This is a genomic window from Leucobacter sp. CX169 (assembly GCF_017161405.1).
Classification (GTDB): domain Bacteria; phylum Actinomycetota; class Actinomycetes; order Actinomycetales; family Microbacteriaceae; genus Cx-87.
Map to the genome: position 1 here is coordinate 2,638,271 of NZ_CP071051.1, position 24,983 is coordinate 2,663,253.

The window sequence follows — 24,983 nt, forward strand, 5'->3', positions numbered from 1 at the left end:
CAGGCCTGTGCATCCGGCGCACCTGCCGCTATCTGGAGGCTCTACGGCTGATGGATCGTACGATCACGATTGTCACAACGGCAGCGATAAGGAGCAGCAGTATGAACACGGCGGCTAGAAGCAGCACAGCGTTGATCCCGGTTCCCTCAGACGGAGTGTCCACGGAGCCTGGAACCGCATTGGGCGGCCACACTTCGTCCGGAAGCGGCATCATTATCGCCCACGCACATTCGTCAAAGGTGCTCGCGTTGCTCCCGCACCTCGGGTCGGTCAGGCTCGTCACAAACAGCGGGTTCTCGTCAGGGAATTGGGACGGATCGACAGCGAGCATTGCGACGGGCTTCACAATGCCGTAGCCATACGTTGGCCCGTTCCACTCGGGCTCAGAAATACCTTCGCCGCCCGTCGTTCGGATCATCGCTTGCAGGACCTGAAACGCGCTTGTGCCCGGATACTTCTCGATCCCCAGCGCGATCACTCCAGCGACGAGGGGCGTGGCGAGCGAGGTGCCACTAGCGAGCGACGGCCCCCAGCTCTCGTTCCCTGCAGGGGCCAGAATCTCATACCCTGGCGCAGCAAATGCCAGGTTTTTTGACCCGGGAGCATCCTCGATGTCGGTACCGTACGTGTTCTGACCTCGGATTACATTCCCATCGTTGTCGACACCGCCGACCGCAACGACGCCGTTCAGCGCGTACGGCATAGCTTCCTCCACTGAACGGCCCATCCGCGGATTCGAAGTTCCTGCCACGATCGGCACCCCGGCTCGCAACGCCTGCGCCTCGGCCAGAGCCCAGACGGGACCTTCCCAAATCGAAGCTACGCTGGAAATACTTACGATGTCAGCACCATCTTCCACCGCCCGGCTCACCGCAAACGCGGACCCAACGGTAATGGGAGCCTCCATCGGATCATCTGGCAACGCAGTGAAATCCTTCTGGAGTTCACCGGTGTCTGGGTCGACTGCTTCACATACAGTGACGCCGTTCTTATTTACCTGCTTCGAGTCGGCGGAGTAAAAGAGAATCTTGGCGTCGGGCACAATACCCAGCGTGCCGGGTCCTCCATCGGCAGCCACGCCGTTTCCCACGAGCATTGCCACCACACTTGTTCCGTGGCTGCGGTTCAGGTCATCAGAAATCGCGGGAAGCGACTCTCCTGTATCGGCATTCTCACAATACTGACCGCGGACTTCGATATCTGCCCCGCGAAGCTCTGCTGCGTCGAGGTTAATGGCGTCATCGACAACTGCGATCGTCACGCCCTTACCCGTGAGGCCTTGCTCACGAATCTGATCAAACTTCATCCGATCGGCGTACCAAAGACCTGCCGCGCGCTCGTCAGGCGAAAGTTCGGTGCGAACGGTGAGCGCCGACGCCGCAGCAGGCGCGGCAACAAGGAGCGCGACCAGCATCGCGCCAGCCGCAATTCGAAGTCTTGACCGCATCTCTCGGCTCCTAGCCCTGGCCGCGCACCGTCGCGACCGTAAAGCTACGGTTGCCGATGCGCACGCGCGAGCCGTCTTCGAGCCGCACGCGCGACCCCTTTGCGAGCAGCGAACCCTCGCCAGTGTCGTCAAGGATCTCTGAGCCGTTGGTCGACCCGAGGTCCGTCAGCCAGACGCTGTCGCCCCGGTAGTCGAGCCGCAAGTGAGTCTTCGAGACCGTGCCCTCCGAGTCCTGCACCACCACGAGCTGGTCGTCCTGTTCGGTGCGGTCGGGCTTGCGCCCCAAGTTCACCGCCACCGGGATGGACAGCTGAGCGCGCTGCCCGGTGTCGAAGGTCAGCAGCAGCTGCTCGCCCACCTCGACGTGCCGCACAGGCTGCGGCGGCGTCGCAATCGGGGCGTCCACGGGCACGACTCCGGCGGGCATTGCGTGTGCGTTGCCCGCTGCGGGCGGCACCGTGCCAGTCGCTGGGCCGCGCGCGGGCGCCGGGGCGCGCAGGATCGGCGGGACAGCCTGCCCTGCAGGCGCCTGGGCCATGGAAACGGCCGGCTGCTGAGCCTGAGCCGCGGGCTGCGGGGGCGATTGAACTTGGGGGCGCTGCTGCGGCTGCGGCTGCGCGTGAGCCTGCGGCTGCGGCTGGGCTTGCGGACGCTGCTGCGGCTGGACCTGCTGCGGCACCTGCGCGGCCGGCGCCACGTGCTGCATCGGCGCAACCGACGGCTCGACGCGCTGCGGCTGCGCGGGCTGCTGCCCGGCACTGGCCTGGTGCGCGACGGCCGGAGCCTGCGCCGCGCCCATCGCCTGCGCACTGGCAGCCCACGCCTCGGCACCCTGCACCCATGCCTGGCGCTCGGCGTTGCTCGGCACCTTCACCACGAGGGTGCGGCCGGCGCGGTCGGCGACGCTGCGCCCCATCCGCATCGGATCGGCCGCGCTCGTTGCGGCGACCGCGATGCCGCCGACGAAGCCAACCAGGCTGCCGGCGCCCTGCACCAGAGCGCGCACCGCACCGCGGGCCACCCCCGGCGAGAAGGGGGCGTCGTCGCGTACCGTGCGCATGCGCAGCAGCAGGTTGCCGATCGTCACTCCGGTGCGCGCCTCGAGCACCGCCAAGATGACGGCCGCCTCGAGCAGCACGACCACGCCGACGAGGAGGCTCTTCGTGAACACCCAGGTGAGCGCGGCGATGAGCAGTACGACCAGCAGATCAGTCGTGAATGCGGCGACGCGGGCGCCTGCGCCAGCCGGCCGGGCCCAGGCGCGGGACCGCGCAAGCGCAGCGGCGAGACGCGCGGACGTCGGGGTCGTCGGCCGGGCGGCGCGGGCGGGCGGGGTCTGCGGCACCCCGGCGCGGGGTGCCATGGGCGGAGCCATCGGCGCCATCGGAGGCTGCTGCTGCGGTGGGTAGGTCATCCGGCAAGCGCTCCTCGAAGCAGATCAAAGGTTCCTGCGGCCAAGAACCCGGCTGGGAGCACGAGCGCGACCGCCATGCTGTCCACAATATCGGCCGTGCGCGACCAGCCGAGCGAACGGCTGCCGCGCGCGGCGGAAACGCTGAGCACGGCCGCCACACACGCCGCGAACAGCAGCGCTCCGGCTGCGACCGATGCGGTCAGGCCGATGAGCCCCGAGCCGATGCCCACCGCACACAGTAAGAGACCGACGAGCACCGCGATCCTGGGCGGGTTTCGCAGCTCAGACGAAACGGTGCGCCGAGAGGTCAGCACCATGCCGAGCGGCGCAAGCACCAGGAAGGCGATCGCCGAGATCTGTACGAGCAGGTCGCCGCCTGCGAGCAGAATCGCCGCCGCGGGGAGGCCAATCGCCACCAGCAGCGAGAGTAATAGGGTCGAGACCCGCAGCCGCGCCTCCGCGTTGCTGACGAGCTGGCGCACCCGGTCCGCCTCGACCAACGGGATGTACTCGGGCACGCGCCCCCGTACCGTCCAACGCAGCACCATGAATTTGCCGTAGTCGATGAAGTAGCCCTCATCGACGTTGACCAGCAGGCTCGGCAGCGCGCGCAGCGCGAGCACCGAGGCCGCGGCGAGCACGACGGCCAGCTGGGCCGGGCTCCACCGCAGCGAGGGGCTCGCGAGCGCGAGCGCCGCCACCAGCATCGCGATCACGACGACCGCTGACGCCCCGGCGCGAATGCGCGAGTGCTTCGTCGCGACCGCGAGCAGGGCCGCGAGCGTGGCCGCACCGGCCGCACCCATCGCGATCGCAAACGAAGCCGCGTCGTCGACGCCCGCGGGCACGCTCAGCACGCCGGCCAGCACGCCGAGCGCCAGGGGCGTCGCGAGGGTGCGGAAGTTATTGTTCTTTGCCGCCTGCTGCGCCCAGGCAAGGGTAGTGAGCACAGCGGCCAGCGCGATGACGCCAGCGGCGACCCAGCGCGAAGCCGCGTCGCCCGCGGCAACGGCGACGAGGGCAGCGGCGAGCGCGCACGCGACGAGCACCCAGGGCAGCGTGCGCACGCTTCCTGCCTGGTCAGCGCGACTACGCGCACGATCAGCGACGTGGGCGGAGTGCGTGACCGAATACAGGCCACCCTCGCGCAGCACGGCTGCGGTGGTCGCGGGATCGATCACAGTTCCGTCTGGACCGAGCACCTGATCGTGCGGTCCGAGGTGAACGCCTGCGGTCGCGAGCACGTGCGCGAGGGCGTCGCCCCGCGGGACGACGAGGTCGTGCTGTTTACCGGCTGCGCGCAGCGCGATGCGCCGAAGCTGGGTCGCGGCGGAGTTCACTGTCTCAGCTTACCGACTGTGGTTCGCGCCGGTCTCCCGTGCAGATCGCTGTCGCAGAGACGCCAAAAGGGCCCACGGGAGCATCCCGAGGGCCCTTCATTGGTGAAACTTACGCCGAGAAGCGGCCCGCATTGCGCGAGTCGCTCTGGTTGTACTGCTGCGAGATTTCCTCGGTGCTGCCGGCGATGCGCTCAAGGAGCATCTGCATCTCGGTCAGCGACTTCGTCCACTTGCGCTGCGCGGTGTCGTACGCCGCCTGCGACTCGCCACTCCACGCGGCGCGAAGCTTGCCGACCTCGGACTCGAGGCGCTCGATCTCGGCGCGAAGACCCTGTGCGCCGCTGCGGATCTGGCCGGAGAGGGCGCTGACCTGTGCGGTCTGTACTGACATTGACTGCATATCTAAATCCTTAACTCGTTCGATACTTAAAGAACGGAAACTACTAGGAGCCCATCATCGCGCCGAGGCCACTGATGGCCTGCTGGTGCGACTCTTCGGTGGCGGCCTGATCCTGCTCAGTGCCGCGCAGTGCGTTCTCAAGCTCGATGAGCACGTTGTTCAGGTTGACGGTCTCGGCGTCCCAACGCTGCATGAGCTGCGTGAACGAGACTGCCGCCGCGCCCTTCCAGAAGCCGCCCAGCTGTTCGATCTCGCCGCGAACCTTCTTGGTGCGCTGATCGATGCCGGCCTTCGCTTCCGCGACGGCCTGCTGCCCCTTGCGTAGGGCACCCTCTTCTGCGGAGATTACTTCAGCCAACTCGGCCTCCTTCAGTTTGCGCGTACCCTGAAAAGCACGCGAAATCAATGAACGTTCAAGAATTCACCCTTGGGGGTAAAAACCTTTCACCCCTTAAACCTACGAGTCATCTAGGTCTGTGACAAGCGCAGGCGTTACTCGCGCTCAAGAATTCTTGCGCCACGTTAGGATCGGTGGGAGTCTTACCCCTCCGCGCAGCCATACATACGGGAGAACAATGTGACCAGTTCCGCGCCCGACCTCGACGCCATTGTGCGCATCTCGGTCGTCCATGCAGAACGCCGCATTGACCTCGCGATCCCCGGCCGGCTGCCGCTCGTCGAGGTATTGCCCGGCATCGCGCGCGGCCTCGGCGTACTCGACCCGACGCTCTTGCACGGCGGGTACAAGCTCACCCGTGCGGACGGCGCAGAGCTCGACCCCACTCGTGGCGCGATCGTGCAGTCGATCGACCAGGGCGAGATCCTCACGCTTGCCCGCGGCGGACTCATCGCCGTCCCCAAGCGCTACGACGACGTCGTCGAGGCCGTCATCGACGCGACCTCCGCGCACCACGGAGCCTGGCGCCCCGAAGATGCGGCCCGCACGGCGACCGCAATCAGCCTGACGCTGCTGGCCCTCAGCGGGATCCTGCTCGGAATGCAGCCCCCCGGAAGCCTGCTGCCCGCCGTCATCGCCGGCGCGGGCGCCGCGGTGCTGCTCGCCCTCGCGGCGACCCTCAGCCGCATTCGCCACCACGACGCGGGAATCTCGTTCGGCTTCGCGGCCGCCGCGTTCGGCGCGCTCTGCGGGTACCTGCTGGTGCCGGCTGACTCGATCTGGGGCTTCCCGCTCGCTGCGGCGGGCGCCGGCGCCATTCTCGTCGGCGGCGCCGCCATGCTCGTGACGACGAAGCCGGTCGAGCTCCTCACCCTGCCCGTCGCGTTTGGCGTCGCCATCGGCATACCCGCCGGCATCGTCGGCCTCACCGAGATCGACCCCGCCGGCCCGTACGCCATCATGGTTGCGGTCGCCGGCCTCGCCGCGGGCGCGCTGCCCTGGCTGACGCTCAGCAGTACCAGGATCACGGTCGTCTCCCCCATGAGCGACCTCGAGATGTTTGACCCGCCGCCGCCCGTCGACCCGGCGAAGGTCACCGCCCGCGTCGACGCCGGGCATCGCATGCTCGTCGCACTGCGCGTCGCATTCGCCCTCGCCGTCCTGCTCGCGACGCCGCTCGTCGCCTCGGCCAGCTGGACGGGCACGATCCTGACGACGCTCGCCGGCGCGACGCTCATGTTCCAGTCACGCCAGTCGGCCCGGCGCGCTTCGGTGCTCGTATTGCTCACTGGCGGCACCGCCATCCTGGCGCTCAGCGGCCTCGCGGCGATCCTGTCGCACCCGGACGAGGCGCCGATCCTGCTCACCGCCCTGCTCGTGGCTACCGGCGTCGTGACCGGACTCACCCTGCTCAGTGACCGCGTGCGCCTGCGACTGAGCACCCTCGGCGACACGATCGAGGTGATCGCGCTCGCGCTGCTCTTGCCGCTCAGCGTCATCACGGCAGGGCTCGCGTAACCCGTGGCATCAAAGAAAGACCTGATCGAGGCGCAGAGCTTTAGCCGCAACCGGCTGCTCTCCGCGTTCACCGGCGGCGCCCCCGGCGGCAAGGAGCTCGAGCCCGCGAAGCCGATGCGCGCGGTCTTCGGCGGCATTGCCCTCACCGCCATGGTGATCTTGGCCGGCGTCTTCGTCGGGCTGCTCAAGCCCGGCCTGCCCGGCGGGTGGGAGAACAACCGCCTCATCGTCGCGCGCGATACCGGCGCCCGGTACCTGAGCGTCAATGGGGAGCTGCACCCCGTCATCAACACGGTGAGCGCGCGCATGCTCATTCCGGCCGGCGAGTTCAAGGTCGTCAGCGTCGACCAGTCCTCGCTCAGCGGCATCCCTATCGGCGGCACCATCGGCATCTTGGGCGGCCCCGACACGCTACCCAAGGCGGCCGATCTCGACGGCACGCACTGGCAGGCCTGCGCGGCCCCCGAGACCACCGAGTTCTGGATCGGCGAGCAGCGCCGCACCGCCGCGCCGGACGGCGCCGGCACCGTCGTCGTGCGCGACGGCGAGACCTTCGTCGTCTCGGACGGAACGAGCTTCGCGGTGCCTGAGGGCAGCGAGACGGCCGTCCTGCGCGCCGTCGGCCTCGACACGGTGCAGCCACACGAGGTGCGCGGCGACTGGCTCGCGCTGTTCGCGACCGGTACCGACCTCGCACCTTTGACGATCACCGGCGGCACGGGCGAGGTCGCGGGCGTCGATCTGCCCGCCGGCACCGTCATTCACCCGACCGGCAGCCCCGAGCTCGAGCGCTACCTGCTCACCGCCTCGGGCGAGCTCGCCCCGCTCGACCCCCTCGCACACCGCCTCTACATGCTGGGCGACGGCGCGGACGGACTGGGCGTGCCCGTCGAGTTGACCCCCTCCGAGATCGCCGATCTGCCGACGACGGAGCCCGCCGGCGGCACCGACTGGCCGACCGACACCCTTAGCCCGCTGGCCGCGACGGGGTCGCCGTGTGCCACCCTCGCCGGGAGCAAGAAGGACCAGCGCACGGTGCTCGCGGCTCAGACCTTCACGGGACAGGCTTCGGTCGACCCCGCGGCGGCCGAGACCGGCGTCAATGTGCACCTCCCCGACAACGTGGGCGCCCTCGTGCGCGGCGGCCCGAAGGGCACGCTCACGCTCATCGATTCGACCGGCACCTCCTACGCAATTCCCGGCGCGGTCGGCACCGGGGTGAAGCGGCTCGGCTACACCGGCGGCGACGTCGCCGTCGTGCCAGCCCGCTGGCTGCACCTGCTGCCCGCCGGGCCCGAGCTGACCCCCGAGGCGGCGGGCACCTCGCCGACGGCCGCGAAATGAGGAGTGGCCGCGGAACGTTCGGGTCGCCGCGCACGTTTACGTCGCGGTCCACGCTCGCGCTCACGTTCGTCGGGGCGGCCCTGGCCGGCATCGCGTTCGTCGCGGCCCCGCTGCCGGTTTCGTCCACGTCGCCGTTTTCGCCGGCTCCCGCCACCGCCGACGACGCCTGCACTCCGGGTGTCATGGCCCGCATCGCCGGCCCCCCACCCGTGCTCGAGGCCATCGATGCGGTGCCGGGGACGCTCCCGGTAACCGGTGCCGGCGTCACCGTCGCGGTTGTTGACTCGGGCGTGGATGCGTCCCGCCCCCAGCTCGCCAACGCCATCGCCCCCGGCAGCGTCTCGCTCGTCGTCGACGGTGAGCGACCCGACGGCCTGGGCGACCCGATGGGCCACGGCACCGCCATCGCCGGAATCATTGCGGCACGTCCGGCCCCCGGATCCGGCGTAACCGGAATCGCGCCCGACGCGAACATCATCTCGATTCGCGTCTTGCGCGACCAGGACCAGCAGAGCAAGGACGCAGGGTTCGGGCCCGAGGCGGGGCGCATGGCCGACGGGATCCGCCTCAGCGCCGATCTCGGGGCGAAGATCATCGCGGTCGCGTTGAGCGACGACGCCGACAGTCAGGCGCTGCGCGATGCCACTGCCTATGCGTCTGAGCGCGGTGCGCTCGTCGTGGCGAGCGCGGGCAACCGGGCCACGACGACCAACACCGAGGACAGCCCGCGCTACCCCGCGGCCTACCCCGAGGCGCTCTCGGTGACCGCGGTGACGCTTGAAGGACTGCCAACCCAGGACTCGATTCACGGCGAGCACGTCGAGGTCGCCGCCCCCGCGCAGGAGGTGCTGACGACGGCCACCGGCGCGGGCGACTGCGTGTATTCCGCCGACGCGCCCGCGGCGAGCTTCGCCGTCGGCTACGTCGCCGGCGCCGCGGCCCTGCTGGCCGAGGCGTACCCGGATGAGGGTCCCGAGGGCTGGGCGTACCGGCTGCAGGCCTCGGCGGATCGGCCAAACCCCGACCAGCGGGACGACAAGATCGGCTGGGGCGTCATTCGGCCGGCCGCTGCCCTCGACCTGCGCCCGGACCGCAGCACGCGCGGCCCGCTGAGCCCCTTTGCGGGCAACGGGAACTCGGCGATCTCGGTGCAGCCCGTGCGCGTGCAGCCCGGCGCCGCCGAGGCGAGCGAGTCGAACGCGATCACCGCCGTTGCCGTTGGGCTGGGCGGGATCGTCCTGGTGCTCGCGCTCGCGGCAGGGTTGCGGCGCCGACGCAGCGAGTAGGGGCCTGGGCCCCGATGGTCCGGCAACCTCGCGCCTGACCCGTCTCGCCGCCGAGAACCTTCGTCGAGACGTCGCAATATGCTGCTTCCCGTGAGTTGAAGCAGCACATTGCGACGCCTCGGTTGAGGGGGTAGAGGCGGTGGAGCGGCCGAGGTGGCGGAGGGGCCGAGGCGCCGAGGTGGCTGCCGAGGTAGCGGAGTAGCGGCTCAGAAGGCGAGCGCCGCGATCCCCCAGAGGCCGGTCGCCACGACAACGACAACGCCGGCCCCGCCCAGCAGCGCCAGCAGCCGGAACTTCCGGTTGAGCTGCGCCGACGAGGGCAAGCCCTCGCGCGGCACAGGGGGTGGCGCGAGCGTCGTGGGCGGCGCCCCGATGCGCTGTTCGAGGTCGAGCTTGCCTGCGGGTTGTGCCGCGAGCTCCTCGGAACGCGCGCCATAGACGACCGGCATGCTCTGGCTCACGCCGCGCTTGGGAAGCGTGTGCTCGAGCTGCGGGAACGGCGACTCCTTGACCCGGCGGCGCGGGTCGAGCGGCGGCTTGAAGAGCAGCTTCGCGAGCGCTCGGTCCGACAGCTCGGCATCGGGTTCTTCGACCGGCGGGGCAGGATCCCGGCTGCTCGTGCGCACCGAAATCATCGTGGCCTCGTGGTCGGGCTGCGGGGTGGGTCGCTTGAGATCTGCACGAAGCCGGGGCACCGCGGGCTCGGGTGACGGTGCTGGCTCGGGCTCGGGCACAAGCACGAGCGCGGGCTCCGACACGGGTTCCGCTGCGGGCTCGGCCCGGCGAGCGCGGCGCGGGCGAACGATCGTCGCGTCTTCAACCGCTGGCTTCGACACGACGATGGTGGCGTCTTCGACGGCGGGGTGCTCAACAGCACCCGGCTGCGCCACCGCACCCGACTGCTCCACAAAGATCGTGGCATCGTCGGCGGCTGGCTGCGCATCGGCGGCGTATTCCTGCACGATCGCGGCTTGCTCGTCGGCATCGGGCTGATCCTGTGCGACGGGCAGCGCCTGCACGACGGGCTGCGCCACCACGACGGTCTCGTCCTCGACAGCCGCGGGAAGCGCGACCACGATCGTCTCGTCGAGGGCCGGCTGCGCAATCACCACGGTGTCGTCAGCCACGGGCTGCGCGACCACGATGGTTTCATCGAGGGCTTCGGCGGCTTCCGCGCCCTCCGCCGCATCGGCGCCCGGCTCTGGGAAGAGCGACCCGTTCTCGGCGCTCATCGCGGCCTCCTTTGCGGCATCGTCACGGTCAAGGTGTCGTCGATCAACGAGACGCTGCGCGACGAGGTGTCCGAGCCGACGTGCCAAGCGCGGCCACCCGAGATCGTGTCGACCACGACGACGGTGATGTTATCGCGGCCGCCCGCCTCGTTCGCGCGCCGCACGAGCTCCTCGGCCACGGCCTCGGCCTGCCCGCCCATGGTCAGCGTCGCGCGCAGCTCGGCGTCGGCCAGCTCGGTCGTGAGCCCGTCTGAACAGATCAGCAGGCGGGCGCCGGTCTCGACCGGCAACAGCCAGGTGTCGGCGGTCGTGTCTGCCGAGCCGAGGGCGCGGGTGATCACGTTACGGCCGGGCAGATCGCCCTGCACGACCCCGCCACCGAGCAGGATCTCCTCGCGCAGCGAGTGATCCTGGGTGAGCTGGTGCAGCTCCGAACCCCGGTGCAGATAGACGCGCGAGTCCCCGATGTTGAGCACCAGCCAGTGCGGCGCATCGTCGTGCTCGACGAGTACCACCCCGGTGAGGGTGCACCCGGCGCCTTGCAGGCGGCCGGAGGCCACGCGGGAAACTGCGCTGCGGGCGGCGTCCAGCGCCTCGGCCACGTCGCGGATGCTAGGCCGCGCCCCGGCAGGGATCGCGGCGGCGAACGCCCCGATCGCGGCCTGGCTAGCGAGGTCGCCGGCCTCGTGGCCGCCCATACCGTCGGCGACCAGGAAGCAGGGCGATGCCGCGAGCGCCGAGTCCTCGTTCACGGCACGCTTCTGACCAGCGTCAGTGCGCATGGCCGAGCTCAGTTCGAGCCGGTGCATCACGATTCTCCTCTTGCAGCGGTGCCGCTTTGCCGTGCCGCGGAATCTCCGCGCCACTTCGTCCACGAGCGGCGCAGCTCAGCGACCGTCGGCAAGCCGAACGACGCGAGCGAGTGCGCCGCCCGGAACCGCGCCCACGCGCTCATCTCGGCCCGACGCTCGCCGATGCGCGCGTCGACGACCTGCCAGAGCTGCTCGGCGTCTTCCGTCCGAATGCTCTCGCGCGAGAACACTGCGCGGTCGACGTTCCAGGCGATCCACTCGCCCCCGGGGATGGCGAGCTGCTCGGCGATGTCGCGCCGGCTGCCCCCGCGGGGCACCGGCACCCCGGCGTCGGCGTAGAAGTCGAGGAGTTCGTCCCAGGCGCCCAGCGCCCAGACCTCGGGGACAACAGCCTCGCGGCGGCGCTTGATGCGCAGCCGCTTGACGAACGGGATGAACAACAGCAGCAGCGCGAGCAGCGCCAGCGCGCCGAGGCTCAGTCCGATCACGCGCAGCACCGGCCAGAGCGCGCTCAATGAGTTCTCCGGGTTGTCGTCGCTCTCGGCGCTGTCCGACTCGCTCATGCCCACCGGCGGGTCGCTCTCAGACGCGTCGCGCGTTTCGGGCGTCGTCGGGTACTCGGGAAGCTGCTCGCCCTCTTCAAGTGTGGTCGGCGGGGTTGCGACCTGCGGGGTCACGTCGAGCGGAGCCCACACGCCGTCGGCGCCGCTCACCTCGACCCAGGCCGACATGTTCTGGCCCGTGCACTCGGCCGCGCAGGCGGGGATGCCGGGCACCCCGTCGGTGTCGCCGCCGAGGCGCATGCCGAGCACGACCCGCGAGTCGAAGCCCATCGCGCGCGCAACCAGGGCGGCCGCGGCCGCGAACTGCTCGTCGTCGCCGATGCCCGCAACGAGCATGCTCTCGGTCGCCTGCTCGCCCGCCGCGCGCTGTTGATCGCTGAGCTGCGCAAACAGGATCTCGAGGCGGGCGATCGAGTGCCCGCCCGGGCTCGTCACGAACCGCGTGCCGTACTCGTCCGAGAGCGCGGTGATCCAGTCGCGTTCGCCCTCGCCGTCGGTGAGGGAATGGCTGAGGTAGCCGCGCTCGCGCAGGCGCTCGATGGCGGTCCGCACGCCCTCACCGTTCGCCGGCAACTGCTGCATCTCGAGCCAGCGCGCCAGCTCGGGCATGGTCTCGAGATCGACCAACGGCTCGTCACTCGCAGGGTCGTCAGAGAGCTTCGCGTCGGTGGCCAGGTTCATGTGGGCGGCATAGCCGTCGCCCTCGCGCAGGCCGGCCGCGGTCGGCACGGCGACCGCGCCACCGGTCTCGCGGTTCAGGTAGAAGCTCTCTGCGAGCTCGCCCGAACGCTGCCCGGCGAAGGCTGGAGGGCCTCCGATCGGGCTCGCGAGCGGCACCCAGATGCCGCGATACCCGGCTTCGACCGAGACTCGCACGCGGCTCGACTCGGCCAAACGCTCGCCGCTCGGGAAGCGGGTGAAGCGACCGCTCGCGCCGGCGCCGACCGAGAAATCGACGCCGTCGTAAGTGTCGAGCACCGCGAAGCGCAGGCGGTGCGGCAGCTTCCCGTCGCTCTCGACCGCGATCGTCGGGGCGTCAAACGCCGCGTCCCGCTTCCACGAACGGTACGAGGCCAGCGGGCTCGTCTGCTCGCGCACGACAAGCTCGGGGTCGATGCGGTCTCGGGGCACGGTGCGTGCGTCACCGCCGATGGCGGGAGCGACTGCGAGGCCGCCCACGAGCGCCACGGCCACGGTAGCGCTCGCGAGCCCGGCGCGCACGACCACGCCGCGGCGGGCGGAGCCGGCGGGGGCCGAGGGGTCGCGTCCCAGGCGCAACGCGGCACGACGCTTCGCCCCAGCGGACCAGGCCACCCAGGCCGCCCCGAGCGCGAACGCGCAGAGCCACAGCGCGAGCTCGCGCGGGGCCACGACGGTCACCGCGCCGATCCTGACGGGAGAGCTGACCGAGGAAGAACCGAAGATGGTGCCGAACAAAACGGGCAGCAGCAGCGGCAGCGCGGCCAGGGGCGCGAGACGACCCCCACGCAGCGCGAGCGCCGTGCTCGCGCCCACCGACGCCATGATCGTGACGAGCGCCGGCACGAGCACCGTCTGGTACGAGCCGACGGGGAGCGTCAGCGTGAGCAACTGCTTCCAGCCGAGCGCAACCGCGGCGAGGCCGTCGCCGAGCCCGCGCACCAGGCCGCCGAGGCCCGCGCCGAGCGAATCGGGCACAGCCAGCGGCACGACCAAGAACACGAACGCCAGCAGGATCGCGGCGATCGTCAGGGAACCCCAGCGCCAGCGCGCGCCGGCGACGACGATCGCGAAGGTGACCGCGCCCGCGACCCCGAGCACGAGCCAGAGGCGTTCGCTTTGATAGATCGGGTCAGCGGCCAGGCCGCCCAGAATGATGGCGGCGACAGCGAGCAGCAGCGCGCCGACCAGCGCGCTCGGCTTCGGCGCCGACACGGGGCGACGGCGAGTGTTTCGTTCGGTCGCCCGGCTCATGACTTGCCACTCCGCAGCATCATCTGTGGCAGGTCGCCGATCGCGCCCACGGTGAGGAGGGTGCACACGTCAAACAGGTTCGCCCCGGGGTCGGCGAGCAGGTCGCAGCGGATCACGATGACGGTCACGTCCGCCGTGAACGACACCGCGGCGCGGCGAAGCCGGGTCGGATCCGGGACCGAGCCCGTCACGATCATGACGACGGAGAGCGGCCGGCGCGACTCAGCGAGGCCGCGCGAGAGCCATTCGATGGAGCGCGCCTCTTCGGCAGCCTCGAGCTCGGCCCAGGCGTCGAGCACCTGGGTCGGCGTCTGCGAGGGAAGCTCTTCGAGCCCGTCGATGCTGGGCCGCATGCGCCCGGGGGCCCACTGCGAGGCGACGAAGCGCTCGCGGCCCTCGCGGACGGCCTGCAGCGCGAGGGAAGCCGCGACGCTGACGCCCAGCTCGAACTCCTCGTCGCTGACGTACTCGGCGCGATTCGCGTCGAACAGGATCGCCGAGCGCGCGGTCTGCGACTCTTCGTACTGGCGCACCATGAGCGCGCCCGTCTTCGCGGTCGAGCGCCAGTGCACATGGCGCATCGCATCGCCGTGCACGTAGTCGCGGACGGCGTGAAACGACAGGTCCGAGTCGGTCAGGCGGCGACTCGCGGCGCCGTCGAGGTCACGCACGAGGCCCGCAGAGCCCGGCGGCAGGAAGACGGTCTGGGGGTGCACGTGCACGCGATGCTTGTCGCGCCAGGTCACCTCGCGGCGCAGCAGCCCGAGCGGATCGCGGCGCGACAGCGTCACCGGGCCGACCTCGATCACGCCGCGGTGCTGGGCGGGGATGGCGACGGGCACGGCGATCCTGCCATGCGGGCCAATGAAGGGAATCGGGACCTCGCGCAGCGCCTCGCCCACCGGAAGCTCGGCGGTCGCCGGCAGCGTCGGCCGCGCGGACGCGTTCTCGACGTCGATGCCGAGGTGCACCTCGCCGCCAGCCACCACTCGTTGCCGGTCGAGCGCGATCCTGATCAGATATGCCCGGCTGCCGATGAGGAAGGGGAGTCCGATGATGAACAGCACAGCGCCGACGATGGCGACGAACCAGGCCTCGACCCACCCGAGGGTTCCGCCGAGGATCGCCGAGAGCAGCGTCGCCGCGAACACGAACCAGCCGACCGGCGTGATCGTCTGCGTGGTCCGGCGCCACGTCCGCTTGAACTGGCGGCGATTGCGGCGCCACCAGCGCTTGAGCCGTCGCCCGCGAGACCGAGCGCGGGTACGCTCAGTGTCGTTCAGCCACGTCGTGCCGAACGTGCGACTGCGGGTGCCCGTCTGCGAGATCGGGGCACGGGACGTGTCAATGTTCACGCCGCGCCGTTCTCCTGCGGCATCGCGACGTCGAGCAGGATCTGGCCGACGATCTGCGTCGCCGTGACGCCGTCGAACTCCGCTTCGGGCTCGAGCACGAGGCGGTGAGCGAGCACGGGAAGCGCGAGGTCGCGGATGTCGTCGGGGGTGACGTAGTGGCGGCCGTTGCCCGCGGCCCAGGCCGAGGCCAGGCGCACGAGGGCGAGGGTGCCACGGACGCTGGCGCCGAGGCGCACCTCGCTCGCGCGGCGGGTCGCCTCGACCAGGCGCACGGCGTAGTCGGCGACGAGCGGGCTGACGTGGACGTTGCGGACGAAGTCCTGCGCCTGCGTGATCATGTTTGTGGTCACGACGGGCTGCAGCGGCACGCGGCTCGTGCGGTCGCCCTGCAGGATCCGGATCATCGCGGCCTCGTCGGGGTAGCCGATGGAGGTCTTGATCATGAAGCGGTCGAGCTGTGCCTCGGGCAGGCGGTAGGTGCCGGCCTGCTCGATCGGGTTCTGTGTCGCGATGACGAGGAACGGCGAGCCCACGAGGTGGGTCTCTCCGTCGACCGTGACCTGGCCCTCCTCCATGACCTCGAGGAGCGCCGACTGGGTCTTCGGGCTCGCACGGTTGATCTCGTCGGCAAGCACAACGTTCGCGAAGATCGGGCCGGCGTGGAACTCGAAGGCGCCCGCCTTCTGGTCGAAGATCGAGATGCCCGTGACGTCACCCGGCAGCAGATCGGGGGTGAACTGGATGCGCGACGAGGTGCCCTGCACCACCTGCGCGAGGGCGCGGGCGAGCGCCGTCTTCCCCGTGCCCGGCACGTCCTCGAGCAGCACGTGGCCGCCGGCGAGCACGCTCGCGAGCACGAGCTCGAGCACGCGGCGCTTGCCGTGGATGGCCTGCTCCATCGCGGTCGCCGTCGCGCCGAAGACCTGCGCGACCCACTGCGCCTGGTCGGGCGAGAGCGCCTCGGGACGGGCGGGGGCCGCCGCCTGCGGTGCCTGCGTGTTCTGAACATTCATTCGCGTGAGTCCTCTGCTGAGTGTCGGTAAGTCATGGGGCGGGCGGGCCGGGGCTTAGGGGGTGGTGGGTGGCGTGACGGGAGGTGCGACCGGCGGCGTGTAGCAGGTGTTCAGCGTCACAGGGGTGAGGTTCAGTCCCTGCAATCCAGACCAGCTCACGGTCAGGCTGACCGTTGTTACTCCGGCAGCCGGGGGTGCCGCAACCACGACGTTGGCGTTGTCGACCGTCAGCCCGCTCACGGCGAGGACCGCGCGCAACTGATTTCCCGTCATGTCCGGGGTGACGCACACGCCGTTGGGCTTGACCGTAACGACGCGCGGGGCGTTATTCCAGGCCACCACGGACTCGCTTGAGCAATCGTCCTCGGCACACTGCTTGACGCGAATCTCGGCGAGGTCCTCCTGGCCGGAAACGTTGAGGACATCGCTCCCCGAGTTGCTGTAGACGAGCGCGAAGCCGGTCACCTGTCCGGACACCGTCGGATCGCCAACTTGCTGGTACACGAAGCCGTTCCCACCATCCGAGGTCGCCCCTTGAGAGATCGTGTAGTTCACCGTCGGGGCGCCAAGATCACCGCCGATGCGCACCTTCGGCGATACCGCCTCACTCTTGCCGTACTGGCTCGCGATGCACACCTTCGCGCTGTATCTCCATCGTGCCTGCAGGCTGTCGAACTGCGGGTTGCTGCTGTCACAGCTCGGGTTCCCGAACGCCCCACGTGCGATGCCGTAGGTCAAGACCCGGTTCTCACCGGGACGATTCGACCCGCCCACTGCCGCGGCGAGCCCGCTGGTGGGCGGCACACTGACGAGGGTCGCGCCTGTGAGCAGGGGTGCCCCAAATACCTGGACCGTCGCCGTGCCCGGGTTTCCGGTCGGCGAACCCCCGCCGCCGATATTGGGCACCTCAAGGCTCGTGATGGGGATCGCGGCAACGGTCAGTTGGCCAACCGGTAGACCTGCGTATTCCTGGGTGAAGTCCGCGCCGCCTGGGGCCGCCACCTCGGTCCCACCGATCGTGAGCTTGTACGCGCTGGTGTCTGACGAGCCCGCGGCCACGGTGACCGTGATGCCACCGCGACCCTGGTCCGTGTTGTCCGGGTTCTCCAGCGGCACAGCCGTCACCGTCGGCGCCTTCGGCGGGCGGTACGCCCATGCCGTGACCGCGGTCGATGGCGCTGACTGGCCAACGGCGTTCACTGCGCGAGCCGAGAAGCTGGCCTTTGATCCGTTCTCGAGCCCCGTGGCGACGCACTTGTACATCGCGGGACCCACCGGCTCGCAACTCGTTGAGCCGGCGCCCGAAAGAGTCACCCCGGTCACTGCCGGGTGCGCCTGCTGGCCGCCCAGCGAGACATCGAAGGTGGCGCTGTTCTCGCTGAACGAGGACTGCGAGATGCTCGCCGGCGCCTCGGGCAGGCCCTGCGCGTCGAACTCGATCGACCCCTCGCCCGTGCGGCCCTGCGCATCGCGCACGGTGAAGCTGACGGTGCAGGTGCCGCCGGTGATGCGGCCGCCCGGCCAGCTCACCGCGACGCCGCTGTCGCCCACGCGGGAGAACGAGCCAACCTGGCAGCTGTCGCCGCGCACCGACTCGAGCTTCAGGCCACCGCCCGCCTTGCCCGCAAACGGGTCGTGCTCGCCGCCAACGCCGACGACCGTGGTGCTGCAGTTGCTTCCCACGGTGCAGCGAAGCGCGACCGTACCGCCGCGCGGGACATCTCGAGGCGCCTCGCCGACGCGCAGCATCAGCGGCGCACGAGACTCGCCCGCGCCGCTCACCGCGATCGACAGAATCTCCTGGCTGCCGGGGACCGCATCGGCGCGGGCATCGACCGTCACGCTGGCCCCGCCGGGCTTGATGGCGAACAGCGATCCGCCGCCGCTCACCTCAAACCGCAGCTTCGAGAGGTCGCCCGCGCGGCCGCCCTGCCAGTCCACCATGTCGGCGAGCTCGATCGTCGCGGTTTCGCCGGGCGCGACCGTGCGACTCAGCTGGTTGAGCTGCACGGCCGGCGCCTTCGGAACGATGAGCACGGGGACGGGAAGCGAAGTCCACGAATCCTGGCCCACCAGCCGCACGTCAATGAGGCAGGTATCGCTCCACGGCGCTTCCTTGCCCGCCGAGTACTTCAGCGCCTCAGCCGAGTTCGCCGCACACGTCGCCTGCGCTCTGCCGACCGAGAAGTTCCCCTGGCGGAACTCTGCCCGGTCGCCCGGTCCGAGGTCAACGAGCTCGCTCAGGCGCGCGTCGACCGTCTTGTCCTCGTCGACACTGAGTGGTTTGAGACCCTGCTTGAGCGTGAGCCGAAGCTCGTCAAGCGGCGGCACGATGAGGAACCCGTAGGTCGACACCTCGCTGCCGGTGGCATCGGTGCCGCTCAGTCGAAACACCACGAGGTCGCCCTTGGGGTTGTACTCCCCGACGATGCGGTCGCCCTCGACTCGGTATTTGTCGGCGCTCGCGCCCCAGAGCGCGAGCGTGAGCGTCGATGCGTCACCGGTCGACCAGCGCACCTTGTCGGAGATCACGTCGACACCCGTGGACGAGAGCAGACCCCGGTCGCGCACGTTCAGCACGGTGTCACTCACGGTCGGCGCCTGGGCCCCCACGCGCTCAGAGGTCTGCACCACGATCAGGCCGTCTGCCGTGCTCTTGGTCACGCTCGAACGGACGACGTAGCGGTACGAGACGGTTCCCAGGGTGTCGTCTGAGGTCAGAGCGACGCGGCCCTGCTTCATCTGCGAGAGGTCGATGCGCTCGGCGACGCGCTGGTACTCGGGGCTGTCTTTGCCACCCGCAACGTTCGGTTCGACCGAGACGATGCTGAGCTTGCCGAGGGCAGGATCGATGTCGTTCTCGAGCGGCAGCACGATGGCAGGATCGGTCGTGCCCGGGACGAGGCGCACGTAGTCGGTGGCCGCGATGGGCGCACCCGCGCCGGCGGAGGCGTCCGTGACGATCACGCGGAGCTTGCCCATACCCTTAGCTCCGGCGTCATCGCGCACGGTGTACTCGATCTCGTGCAGGCCGGGGCTGGCCGCCACCGAGGCCGCGACGGTGATTGCGGCACCCTGCGGCGCCAAGCTGGTCGTGAGTTGTGCGTCCTCCGGGCTCGCCACCCCTGAGAGCCGGATCCGGTCGCCGTCGGGGTCGACGCCCGAGAGCGGCACGCGCACCTCGGTCTGCTCGCCCGGCGCGACTCGCGCCGTCAGCACGCGCGGCTGTGGGTCGCGGTTCGAGCCCTTCGGCAGCACGGTGACGAGCACCGCGCCCACGTCGCTCGCCTCGGGGGAGCTCGCACCGTAGGTCGTGTATCCCAGGCGATAGGTGCCCGGAGTCTGCGGCGCGAGGTAGCGCAGTACGCTGCCGGAGGCGAACGCGAGCTCACCCTTGGTGCCCGATCCGCTCACTTCGGGGTGCAGCAGCAGCCGCTCCCCAGGGGCCGAGACGTCGTTATCGAGCACGCGGATATCGACGATCGATCCAGCCCGCACGGTCGCAGCGTCGGCGACCGCGATGGCGCCTGACGTGCCCGACTCGGGCACCTGGAACACCGTGAGTCGGCCCTGGCCGACGGAGCTGCCCTCGGCGACCGTCACCTCGACGGCACCGATCCGGCCCGGGCCGCCGTCAGCAGTGTTGCCGGCGACGCGCACGCGCGAGTGCTCGATCACATCGGCGCGGAGCTCGCCATCGATGACCGTGGCGTTTGTGACGCTGAGCGCGCGGGTGCCGGCCCCGGGAATCGCGTCGAGCACCTCGACCGTCGAGTCCGAGAGCGGCCGGACGAAGGCGCGTAGCGGCGGCAGCGCCAGCGACTCGTTCGCAGGGGTCGCGGTCACACGCAGCAGTCCCGTAATCTCGCTGCCCGTCATGGTGTCTTTCAGCGCGAGCGAGACCGTGGTGGTGCCCGGGGCGCTCGCCTCGAGCTCGACCGTGCCGGATCCCGTCTGCGGGGTCACGCGCAGTTGGTCGCTGCCGCTCTGCACCGTGGCGTCGACCAGCGCGAACGAGCCAGAGCCGCCGGCAAGGCGCAACATCGGGTTGAGGACGACCGACTCGCCGACCTTCACATTCGCGGCGGTCGAGGCGAATTCGGCGGTCGCGTCGGCTTGAATCGAGAGCTGCAGCTCGCGCTGGCGCTCCTCGCCGCGGCCGTCGCGCACCGTGATGCGCAGCGGCACCTCGGCAGCGCCGGCGTTCGCGTCGGTGTGACGCACGGCGAGGCGCCCGTCGGAGGTCACGATGGCGCGCACCGGATCCTCCGACCGCACGACCTCGACAGAGGCGAGCATCATGACGTCACCCTCGAGGTCGACCCAGTCGTCGAGTACGGGGTACACCAGCGTGCCGCCCGGGGCGATGGCGGGCACGCGCCACTCGCGCTGGCAGCCCTCGACCGGGCACCACTCGGGGCCGGTGTTGGTCTCGTCGCCCACGACCGTAAGCGTCACCGTGGCCGGTTCAGAAGTCAGGGTGCCGTCCGTCACGCGGTAGCGGAACGTCGCCGTCCCGCTTGCGCCCTCGGCCGGCTGCACCACGAGCTGTTGCCCGCCGGGCAACAGCTGCAGGGCGCCGAATGCCTCGGGAAGCGGAGTCTCGCCCAGGGACTCGGGGACCACGGTGAGGACGTCGCGCTTGTTCGCATCGAAGTCGTTGAGGAGGATCGAGAGCGGAGCCGGTTCCCCGGCGCGAACGCCGAACGCGTCGTCCATCGCCGTCGGCGCGATCTGCTCGGTGACCTCGTTCACCACTACGGTGCCGCGGTCTTCCTTGGGCGGGTCCGAGATGCTCCACTGCGAAAGCGGGATCATTGCGCCGTCGGGCAGCGTCCACAGCATGCCCGTCTGCACCTCGGTGAGCACCGCGCGCTCACCGTTTGAACGGATCACCGGATCAAGCTCGCCCGAGTTCCGCATCGAATCATCGAACTGCAGCGCGACGGTGTCCTCGCCCCGCCACAGGGTGCCGCCGCTCTGGCCGAGCCAGGCGGCGTACATCTCGCCGTCCACCTCGATCGGCTGCACCGGCGTGCCCTCGGCCTCGGCAATGCGTCGGGGTGCACCGCTCTCGCGCACCTCCCAGAGACCCGCGGCGTCGGCGATGACTACCGATTTTGCGCGCCCCGCACGATCGTCGCTGCTCTCTTGCAGCTTGGCCACGCCCTCGAACTCAAGGGTGAGCTCTGACTCACCCTCGCGCCAGAGTCGACCGCGCTCGGCGTCGAGCATCGCCCAGCCGCCCGGGGTGAGCGCAAGCTGCGGCGCCTCGGCGCTCTTCGCCGCGTTCGGGAGCGCCTTCGCGCCGCCCACGAACTCGCCGGTTGCCGCGTTGAAGCGTCGCATTGAGCCCTCGGCGGCGGAGTACATGACGAGCTCGCCGTCGTCCGCGATTGCGATGGCGTTCGCGAGGTACCCCACGGCTTCCTCACCCGGCGCCTCGTTCTCGGCGGCCTCATCAGCCTTGACGTCCGCGAGCGGGTCCACCTGTGTGAGCGCCGTCAGGCGGCTCTCGAGGTCGGCCACCTGCGCCTGGGAGACGGATCCGTCGCCAATGCTCTCGCCCGCTGCGGCGTCCTCGCCGTCCGCGAGCTCGCCGACAAAGACCTCGCCTGCTTCAGTGCGCACCGCGACGAACCGGCCAGCCGCGAACACGTCACGGGTGCCCTCCGGCATGCGCACCGCGAGGGATCCTGCCTCTTCGGTGTTCGAGGCCGGGGTGGCCTCGTCGGCCCCCGCGGCCTCGTCTGTCGCAGCGTCGCCCACCGGGGCATCGTCGCCAAAATCAATGGGGTTGGCAGGATCGATCGGCCATGCCCGCCCGTTGCCGTGCGAAAAAAGCACGCCGCGGCCGCCGGCCTGCACCAGGCCGCTCGGCTCGAGTACCTTGCGCACGATGTCGAGCTCACCCGTGTCGGTGTTCACCCGTGCGTACTGCCCGGCATCGCGGGACACCCACACACCGGGCTCGGCGCGGGGGGCTTCGCGGGCGTCGTACCCGCTCGCGATCACCGCGATGGTGGAGACGAGCGCCAGGGCGATCCCACCCGCAATCCAGGTGCGGGCGGTCTTCCCGAGCGCGAAGCGGGCGGCACGGTTCTTTCCCGGCTTCATCCCGCGCCTCCGACCAGGGCCCACACGAGCACGCCGATGCCGACGACGCCGGCGAGCGCGATGCCCGCGCCGATCATGCCGGCACGCATCGGCGAGGTCTGTCGGTCGAGCATCAGTCCGTCCGCGTCGGTGCCGCGGCGCTGCGCCTGCAACTCGGCGCGCGCCTCGGCGCGCGTCATGCGGCCCGCGACGGTGCTCACCACGGGGCCGCGCACCCCGGCGGGCACCGCGCTTGCGCGCGGGAGCCACGCTTCAGCGACGACCTCCAGGGGGGTCACATCAAAGCCATAGCTCCGCTGCAGCCCCTGGAGCGCCTCGCCAAACTGAGCCATCGACGCGAAGCGTTCGTCAGGGTTCTTGCGCAGGGCGCCCGACAGCACCTCGTCGAGCGGCGCGTACCCCTGCGCGCCGGGGATCGACGGGTACACGGCTTTCGAGATGCGGTCGGAGAGCTTTGCTCGGGTGTTCTGCGCGCGCTCGGGAAGTTCGAACGGCGAACGGCCCGCGGCGAAGGAGTACAGAGTCGCGCCCAGCGACCACACTTCGCTCGCGACGCTGCCGCCGCTGGTCATCTGCACGACCTCGGGCGCCGACCACGGGATCGACATGGCGAGCTGCTCAGAGCCGCCGATTTGCTCGCCCGCGACCTGGGCGATGCCGAAGTCGGCGAGTACCGGGCGGTCGAGCGTCGTCACGAGCACGTTCGAGGGCTTGATGTCTCGGTGCAGCACGCCGGCCCGGTGGGCGGTCTCGAGTGCGCCAGCCATGCGTACCCCCGCGTCGAGCACGTCGCGCAACGGCGCCGGGCGGCCCTTCGTGCGGGCCCCCATCGATTCGGGGCAGTATTCCATCGCCAGGTACGGAAGCCCGTCGAGGGAGATACTCGCCTGGAAGATCGAAACGATCGACGGGTGGCTGCTGAGTCGCGCCATCACGTCCGCCTCGGCCTCAAACACCTCGCGCAGCGAGGTGAGCGAGGCGTCGGCGTGGGCCATGCCGTCGAGCACCTTGACGGCGACGACGCGGCGCGGCATGTCCTGCTCGTACAGGTACACCTGGGCGAAGCCCCCCGAGCCGAGGGGCCGGACGTAGCTGAAGCCGGGGATGACCGGGCGACGGTTCTCCTGACGGTCAGCCATGCGCGCGCCCCGACCGGGTCTGGGCGCGCGGCACGCTAAAAGCGGTGCTCGTAGTGCAGTCCATGCGGGTCAACTCGCTCCGGTCCTTCGCCTTATCCGTCAAGCGCCACGAGGCGCAGGCGAACGCGAAGCGTGCCGAACATCATCTCTTCGGTGGCGGGCTCGGAGACTCCCGAGGCGACGACCAGCTCTTCTCCGGTCTCGTCGATCACGGCGAGTCCGTTCGTCGAGCCGAGGTCAGTCACGACCCAAGCGCCGTCAATCACGTGTAGCCGGACGTGCGACTTCGACAGGGTGCGCGTCGAGTCTGGAATGACGAGCACGCTCGACTCGCCGGCCGAGCTCGGGCGGCGCCCCACGATGACGTCGTTGCTCGGCAACGGCAGCAGGGATCCGTCGGGCAGCTCGAGCACCCAGCGCTCACGCGGCGCGCGACTCACAAAGACGGTGTGGTCGAGTTCCTCCTCGAGACCGGCCTCGGCCTGAGCGGCAGGGGCGGCAGCGGGCGGGGCGCTCGCGACGGGTACGCCTGCCTCGGGAAGCTCCACCGGGGTGGCGGGCGAGACTGGCGCGGCGGGCGAGACTGGCGCGGCGGCAGGATCCTGCACGGGTTCGGGAGCGGACGTCGGCGCGGGATCGGCCACGGGAGTCGGGGCAGCCCAGGCGCTCTCGGGCACCGCGAACGGCTCGGCCGACCGCGGGGCCGGGGGCATATCAGCGACGGTGCCGGGCCAGGTGAACGGCTCGACCGGCTGAGCCTCCGCGGAGAAGGGCAGGGACAGCGGCTGGATCTCCTGGGTCGACAGCTGCTGGTATGCCTCCTCGGTCTCACGCCCGAAGCCCCACTGGGCGTCGGGCGCGGGGTCGGAGAACGCCGGGGCGCCAGGCGCCTGCTCGGGAGCCGCTGGCGGGGCACCGGCCGACTGCGCGGCCTGCGCCATCAGGGAATCAAAGCCGAGCGTCTCAAACGCTGGCGAGTCTGGGAGCGGCTGATGATCCGGCGTCACGGCCGCGGGGTGCTGATAGGTCGGAGCCTCGTACGCGGGAGCGGGCGCGGCGGGGTAGCCCGGGTCCGGCTGGACTGGAGCTGAGTACTGAGCGGGAGCACCATACGCTGGCGCCTCGTCACGCATCGGAACCGCCGGAGGGGCGGCCCAGGGGGACGGCTCGACTGGCTGCGACGAGGCGGGGGGCTGCGGTGGAAGGTACCCGCCGGGTACTGCGGCGGGGGCGGCAGGGGCCGCGGCCTGCGCGTAGGCGGGGGCGCCATAGCCCTCGGCGCGCAGCTGTCCGCCGAGCATGGTCGCCCAGAGTGGCGGGATGAGCACAGCGAGCACGGTGAGGCCCGCGCCCTTGCCGAACTCGGTGTGGATTCGATGGATCGCCAACGCCCGCAATACGACGAAAACGATCGAGACGCCGGGCACGAACATGAGCAACACGAACCAGGGCGAGAAGCCGCCCCGCTGCAGGATCCGAGACTCGTTCCAAACCGGGATCCAGCCCTCGCCACCGGGGAGGCCGATGCGAGGAAAGAGCGACGAGAGCGCAGCGAGATACCAGAGGTAGAGGCCAAGGCCGACTATGGCCCAGACACCCCACAGCACCAGAAATATCGTCATGCTGCTCTCATCTGCGTACATGCATCCACCT

General features: G+C 70.2%; 16 protein-coding genes. 3 read left to right on the plus strand and 13 right to left on the minus strand.

Annotated features, from left to right (window positions below):
• Positions 1–28: 28 nt before the first annotated feature.
• From JW030_RS12075 to JW030_RS12095, 5 genes are all read right to left on the minus strand, one after another.
• A complete protein-coding gene (locus tag JW030_RS12075) occupies positions 29–1,414 on the minus strand; it encodes a S8/S53 family peptidase (protein ID WP_188045582.1) in 1,386 nt (461 codons plus the stop codon).
• Between the two features lie 43 nt (positions 1,415–1,457).
• On the minus strand, positions 1,458–2,861 hold the full coding sequence (locus JW030_RS12080; protein WP_188045581.1) for an FHA domain-containing protein: 1,404 nt from the start codon (positions 2,859–2,861) through the stop codon (positions 1,458–1,460).
• On the minus strand, positions 2,858–4,201 hold the full coding sequence (locus tag JW030_RS12085; RefSeq protein WP_188045580.1) for a hypothetical protein: 1,344 nt from the start codon (positions 4,199–4,201) through the stop codon (positions 2,858–2,860). The genes JW030_RS12080 and JW030_RS12085 overlap by 4 nt, the downstream gene beginning before the upstream one ends.
• A gap of 109 nt (positions 4,202–4,310) precedes the next feature.
• Positions 4,311–4,601 (minus strand): WXG100 family type VII secretion target, encoded by a 291-nt coding sequence (locus JW030_RS12090; RefSeq protein ID WP_241095457.1) that lies wholly within the window; start codon positions 4,599–4,601, stop codon positions 4,311–4,313.
• Between the two features lie 43 nt (positions 4,602–4,644).
• Complete coding sequence (locus tag JW030_RS12095; protein WP_188045579.1) at positions 4,645–4,959, minus strand: WXG100 family type VII secretion target; 315 nt, start codon at positions 4,957–4,959, stop codon at positions 4,645–4,647.
• Between the two features lie 219 nt (positions 4,960–5,178).
• Here JW030_RS12095 and eccD point away from each other — a divergent pair, with 219 nt between their 5' ends.
• The 3 genes from eccD to JW030_RS12110 are packed head-to-tail and all read left to right on the plus strand — an operon-like array spanning position 5,179 to position 9,146.
• A complete protein-coding gene (gene eccD / locus JW030_RS12100; RefSeq protein WP_188045578.1) occupies positions 5,179–6,516 on the plus strand; it encodes a type VII secretion integral membrane protein EccD in 1,338 nt (445 codons plus the stop codon).
• 3 nt (positions 6,517–6,519) lie between these two features.
• Positions 6,520–7,860, plus strand: coding sequence for a type VII secretion protein EccB (gene eccB, locus JW030_RS12105; protein WP_188045577.1), 1,341 nt, complete (start codon positions 6,520–6,522; stop codon positions 7,858–7,860).
• Complete coding sequence (locus tag JW030_RS12110) at positions 7,857–9,146, plus strand: S8 family serine peptidase (protein WP_188045576.1); 1,290 nt, start codon at positions 7,857–7,859, stop codon at positions 9,144–9,146. The genes eccB and JW030_RS12110 overlap by 4 nt, the downstream gene beginning before the upstream one ends.
• A 206-nt stretch (positions 9,147–9,352) precedes the next feature.
• Here JW030_RS12110 and JW030_RS12115 read toward each other — a convergent pair whose 3' ends face one another.
• The 8 genes from JW030_RS12115 to JW030_RS12150 all read right to left on the minus strand — a co-directional run bounded on the left by JW030_RS12115 (position 9,353) and on the right by JW030_RS12150 (position 24,952).
• Positions 9,353–10,378 carry a hypothetical protein gene (locus JW030_RS12115; RefSeq protein WP_188045575.1) on the minus strand — a complete coding sequence of 342 codons (1,026 nt, stop codon included), beginning with the start codon at positions 10,376–10,378 and terminating at the stop codon, positions 9,353–9,355.
• Positions 10,375–11,187: a PP2C family serine/threonine-protein phosphatase gene (locus JW030_RS12120; RefSeq protein WP_188045574.1), complete on the minus strand. Its 813-nt coding sequence runs from the start codon at positions 11,185–11,187 to the stop codon at positions 10,375–10,377. Before JW030_RS12120 ends, JW030_RS12115 begins: the two co-directional genes overlap by 4 nt.
• Positions 11,187–13,706 carry a transglutaminase domain-containing protein gene (locus tag JW030_RS12125; protein ID WP_188045573.1) on the minus strand — a complete coding sequence of 840 codons (2,520 nt, stop codon included), beginning with the start codon at positions 13,704–13,706 and terminating at the stop codon, positions 11,187–11,189. The genes JW030_RS12120 and JW030_RS12125 overlap by 1 nt, the downstream gene beginning before the upstream one ends.
• The gene (locus JW030_RS12130; RefSeq protein ID WP_188045572.1) at positions 13,703–15,061 is read right to left on the minus strand and encodes a DUF58 domain-containing protein; all 1,359 of its coding nucleotides are present in this window, start codon (positions 15,059–15,061) and stop codon (positions 13,703–13,705) included. The genes JW030_RS12125 and JW030_RS12130 overlap by 4 nt, the downstream gene beginning before the upstream one ends.
• Positions 15,058–16,074 (minus strand): MoxR family ATPase, encoded by a 1,017-nt coding sequence (locus JW030_RS12135; RefSeq protein ID WP_188045571.1) that lies wholly within the window; start codon positions 16,072–16,074, stop codon positions 15,058–15,060. The genes JW030_RS12130 and JW030_RS12135 overlap by 4 nt, the downstream gene beginning before the upstream one ends.
• A gap of 54 nt (positions 16,075–16,128) precedes the next feature.
• Positions 16,129–22,191 (minus strand): Ig-like domain-containing protein, encoded by a 6,063-nt coding sequence (locus JW030_RS12140; protein ID WP_188045570.1) that lies wholly within the window; start codon positions 22,189–22,191, stop codon positions 16,129–16,131.
• Positions 22,188–23,330: a serine/threonine-protein kinase gene (locus tag JW030_RS12145; RefSeq protein ID WP_188045569.1), complete on the minus strand. Its 1,143-nt coding sequence runs from the start codon at positions 23,328–23,330 to the stop codon at positions 22,188–22,190. Before JW030_RS12145 ends, JW030_RS12140 begins: the two co-directional genes overlap by 4 nt.
• Before the next feature lie 92 nt (positions 23,331–23,422).
• Positions 23,423–24,952 carry a DUF5684 domain-containing protein gene (locus JW030_RS12150; RefSeq protein ID WP_188045568.1) on the minus strand — a complete coding sequence of 510 codons (1,530 nt, stop codon included), beginning with the start codon at positions 24,950–24,952 and terminating at the stop codon, positions 23,423–23,425.
• Positions 24,953–24,983: the final 31 nt, after the last annotated feature.

Excerpts from the sequence above, each read along its gene's own strand:
- JW030_RS12110 (WP_188045576.1), top strand. The coding sequence starts at position 7,857 with ATGAGGAGTGGCCGCGGAACGTTCGGGTCGCCGCGCACGTTTACGTCG.
- JW030_RS12080 (WP_188045581.1), bottom strand. The coding sequence starts at position 2,861 with ATGACCTACCCACCGCAGCAGCAGCCTCCGATGGCGCCGATGGCTCCG.
- JW030_RS12150 (WP_188045568.1), bottom strand. The coding sequence starts at position 24,952 with ATGACGATATTTCTGGTGCTGTGGGGTGTCTGGGCCATAGTCGGCCTT.
- JW030_RS12145 (WP_188045569.1), bottom strand. The coding sequence starts at position 23,330 with ATGGCTGACCGTCAGGAGAACCGTCGCCCGGTCATCCCCGGCTTCAGC.
- JW030_RS12135 (WP_188045571.1), bottom strand. The coding sequence starts at position 16,074 with ATGAATGTTCAGAACACGCAGGCACCGCAGGCGGCGGCCCCCGCCCGT.
- JW030_RS12090 (WP_241095457.1), bottom strand. The coding sequence starts at position 4,601 with ATGCAGTCAATGTCAGTACAGACCGCACAGGTCAGCGCCCTCTCCGGC.
- JW030_RS12075 (WP_188045582.1), bottom strand. The coding sequence starts at position 1,414 with ATGCTGGTCGCGCTCCTTGTTGCCGCGCCTGCTGCGGCGTCGGCGCTC.
- JW030_RS12120 (WP_188045574.1), bottom strand. The coding sequence starts at position 11,187 with ATGCACCGGCTCGAACTGAGCTCGGCCATGCGCACTGACGCTGGTCAG.
- JW030_RS12115 (WP_188045575.1), bottom strand. The coding sequence starts at position 10,378 with ATGAGCGCCGAGAACGGGTCGCTCTTCCCAGAGCCGGGCGCCGATGCG.
- JW030_RS12140 (WP_188045570.1), bottom strand. The coding sequence starts at position 22,191 with ATGAAGCCGGGAAAGAACCGTGCCGCCCGCTTCGCGCTCGGGAAGACC.
- JW030_RS12125 (WP_188045573.1), bottom strand. The coding sequence starts at position 13,706 with ATGAGCCGGGCGACCGAACGAAACACTCGCCGTCGCCCCGTGTCGGCG.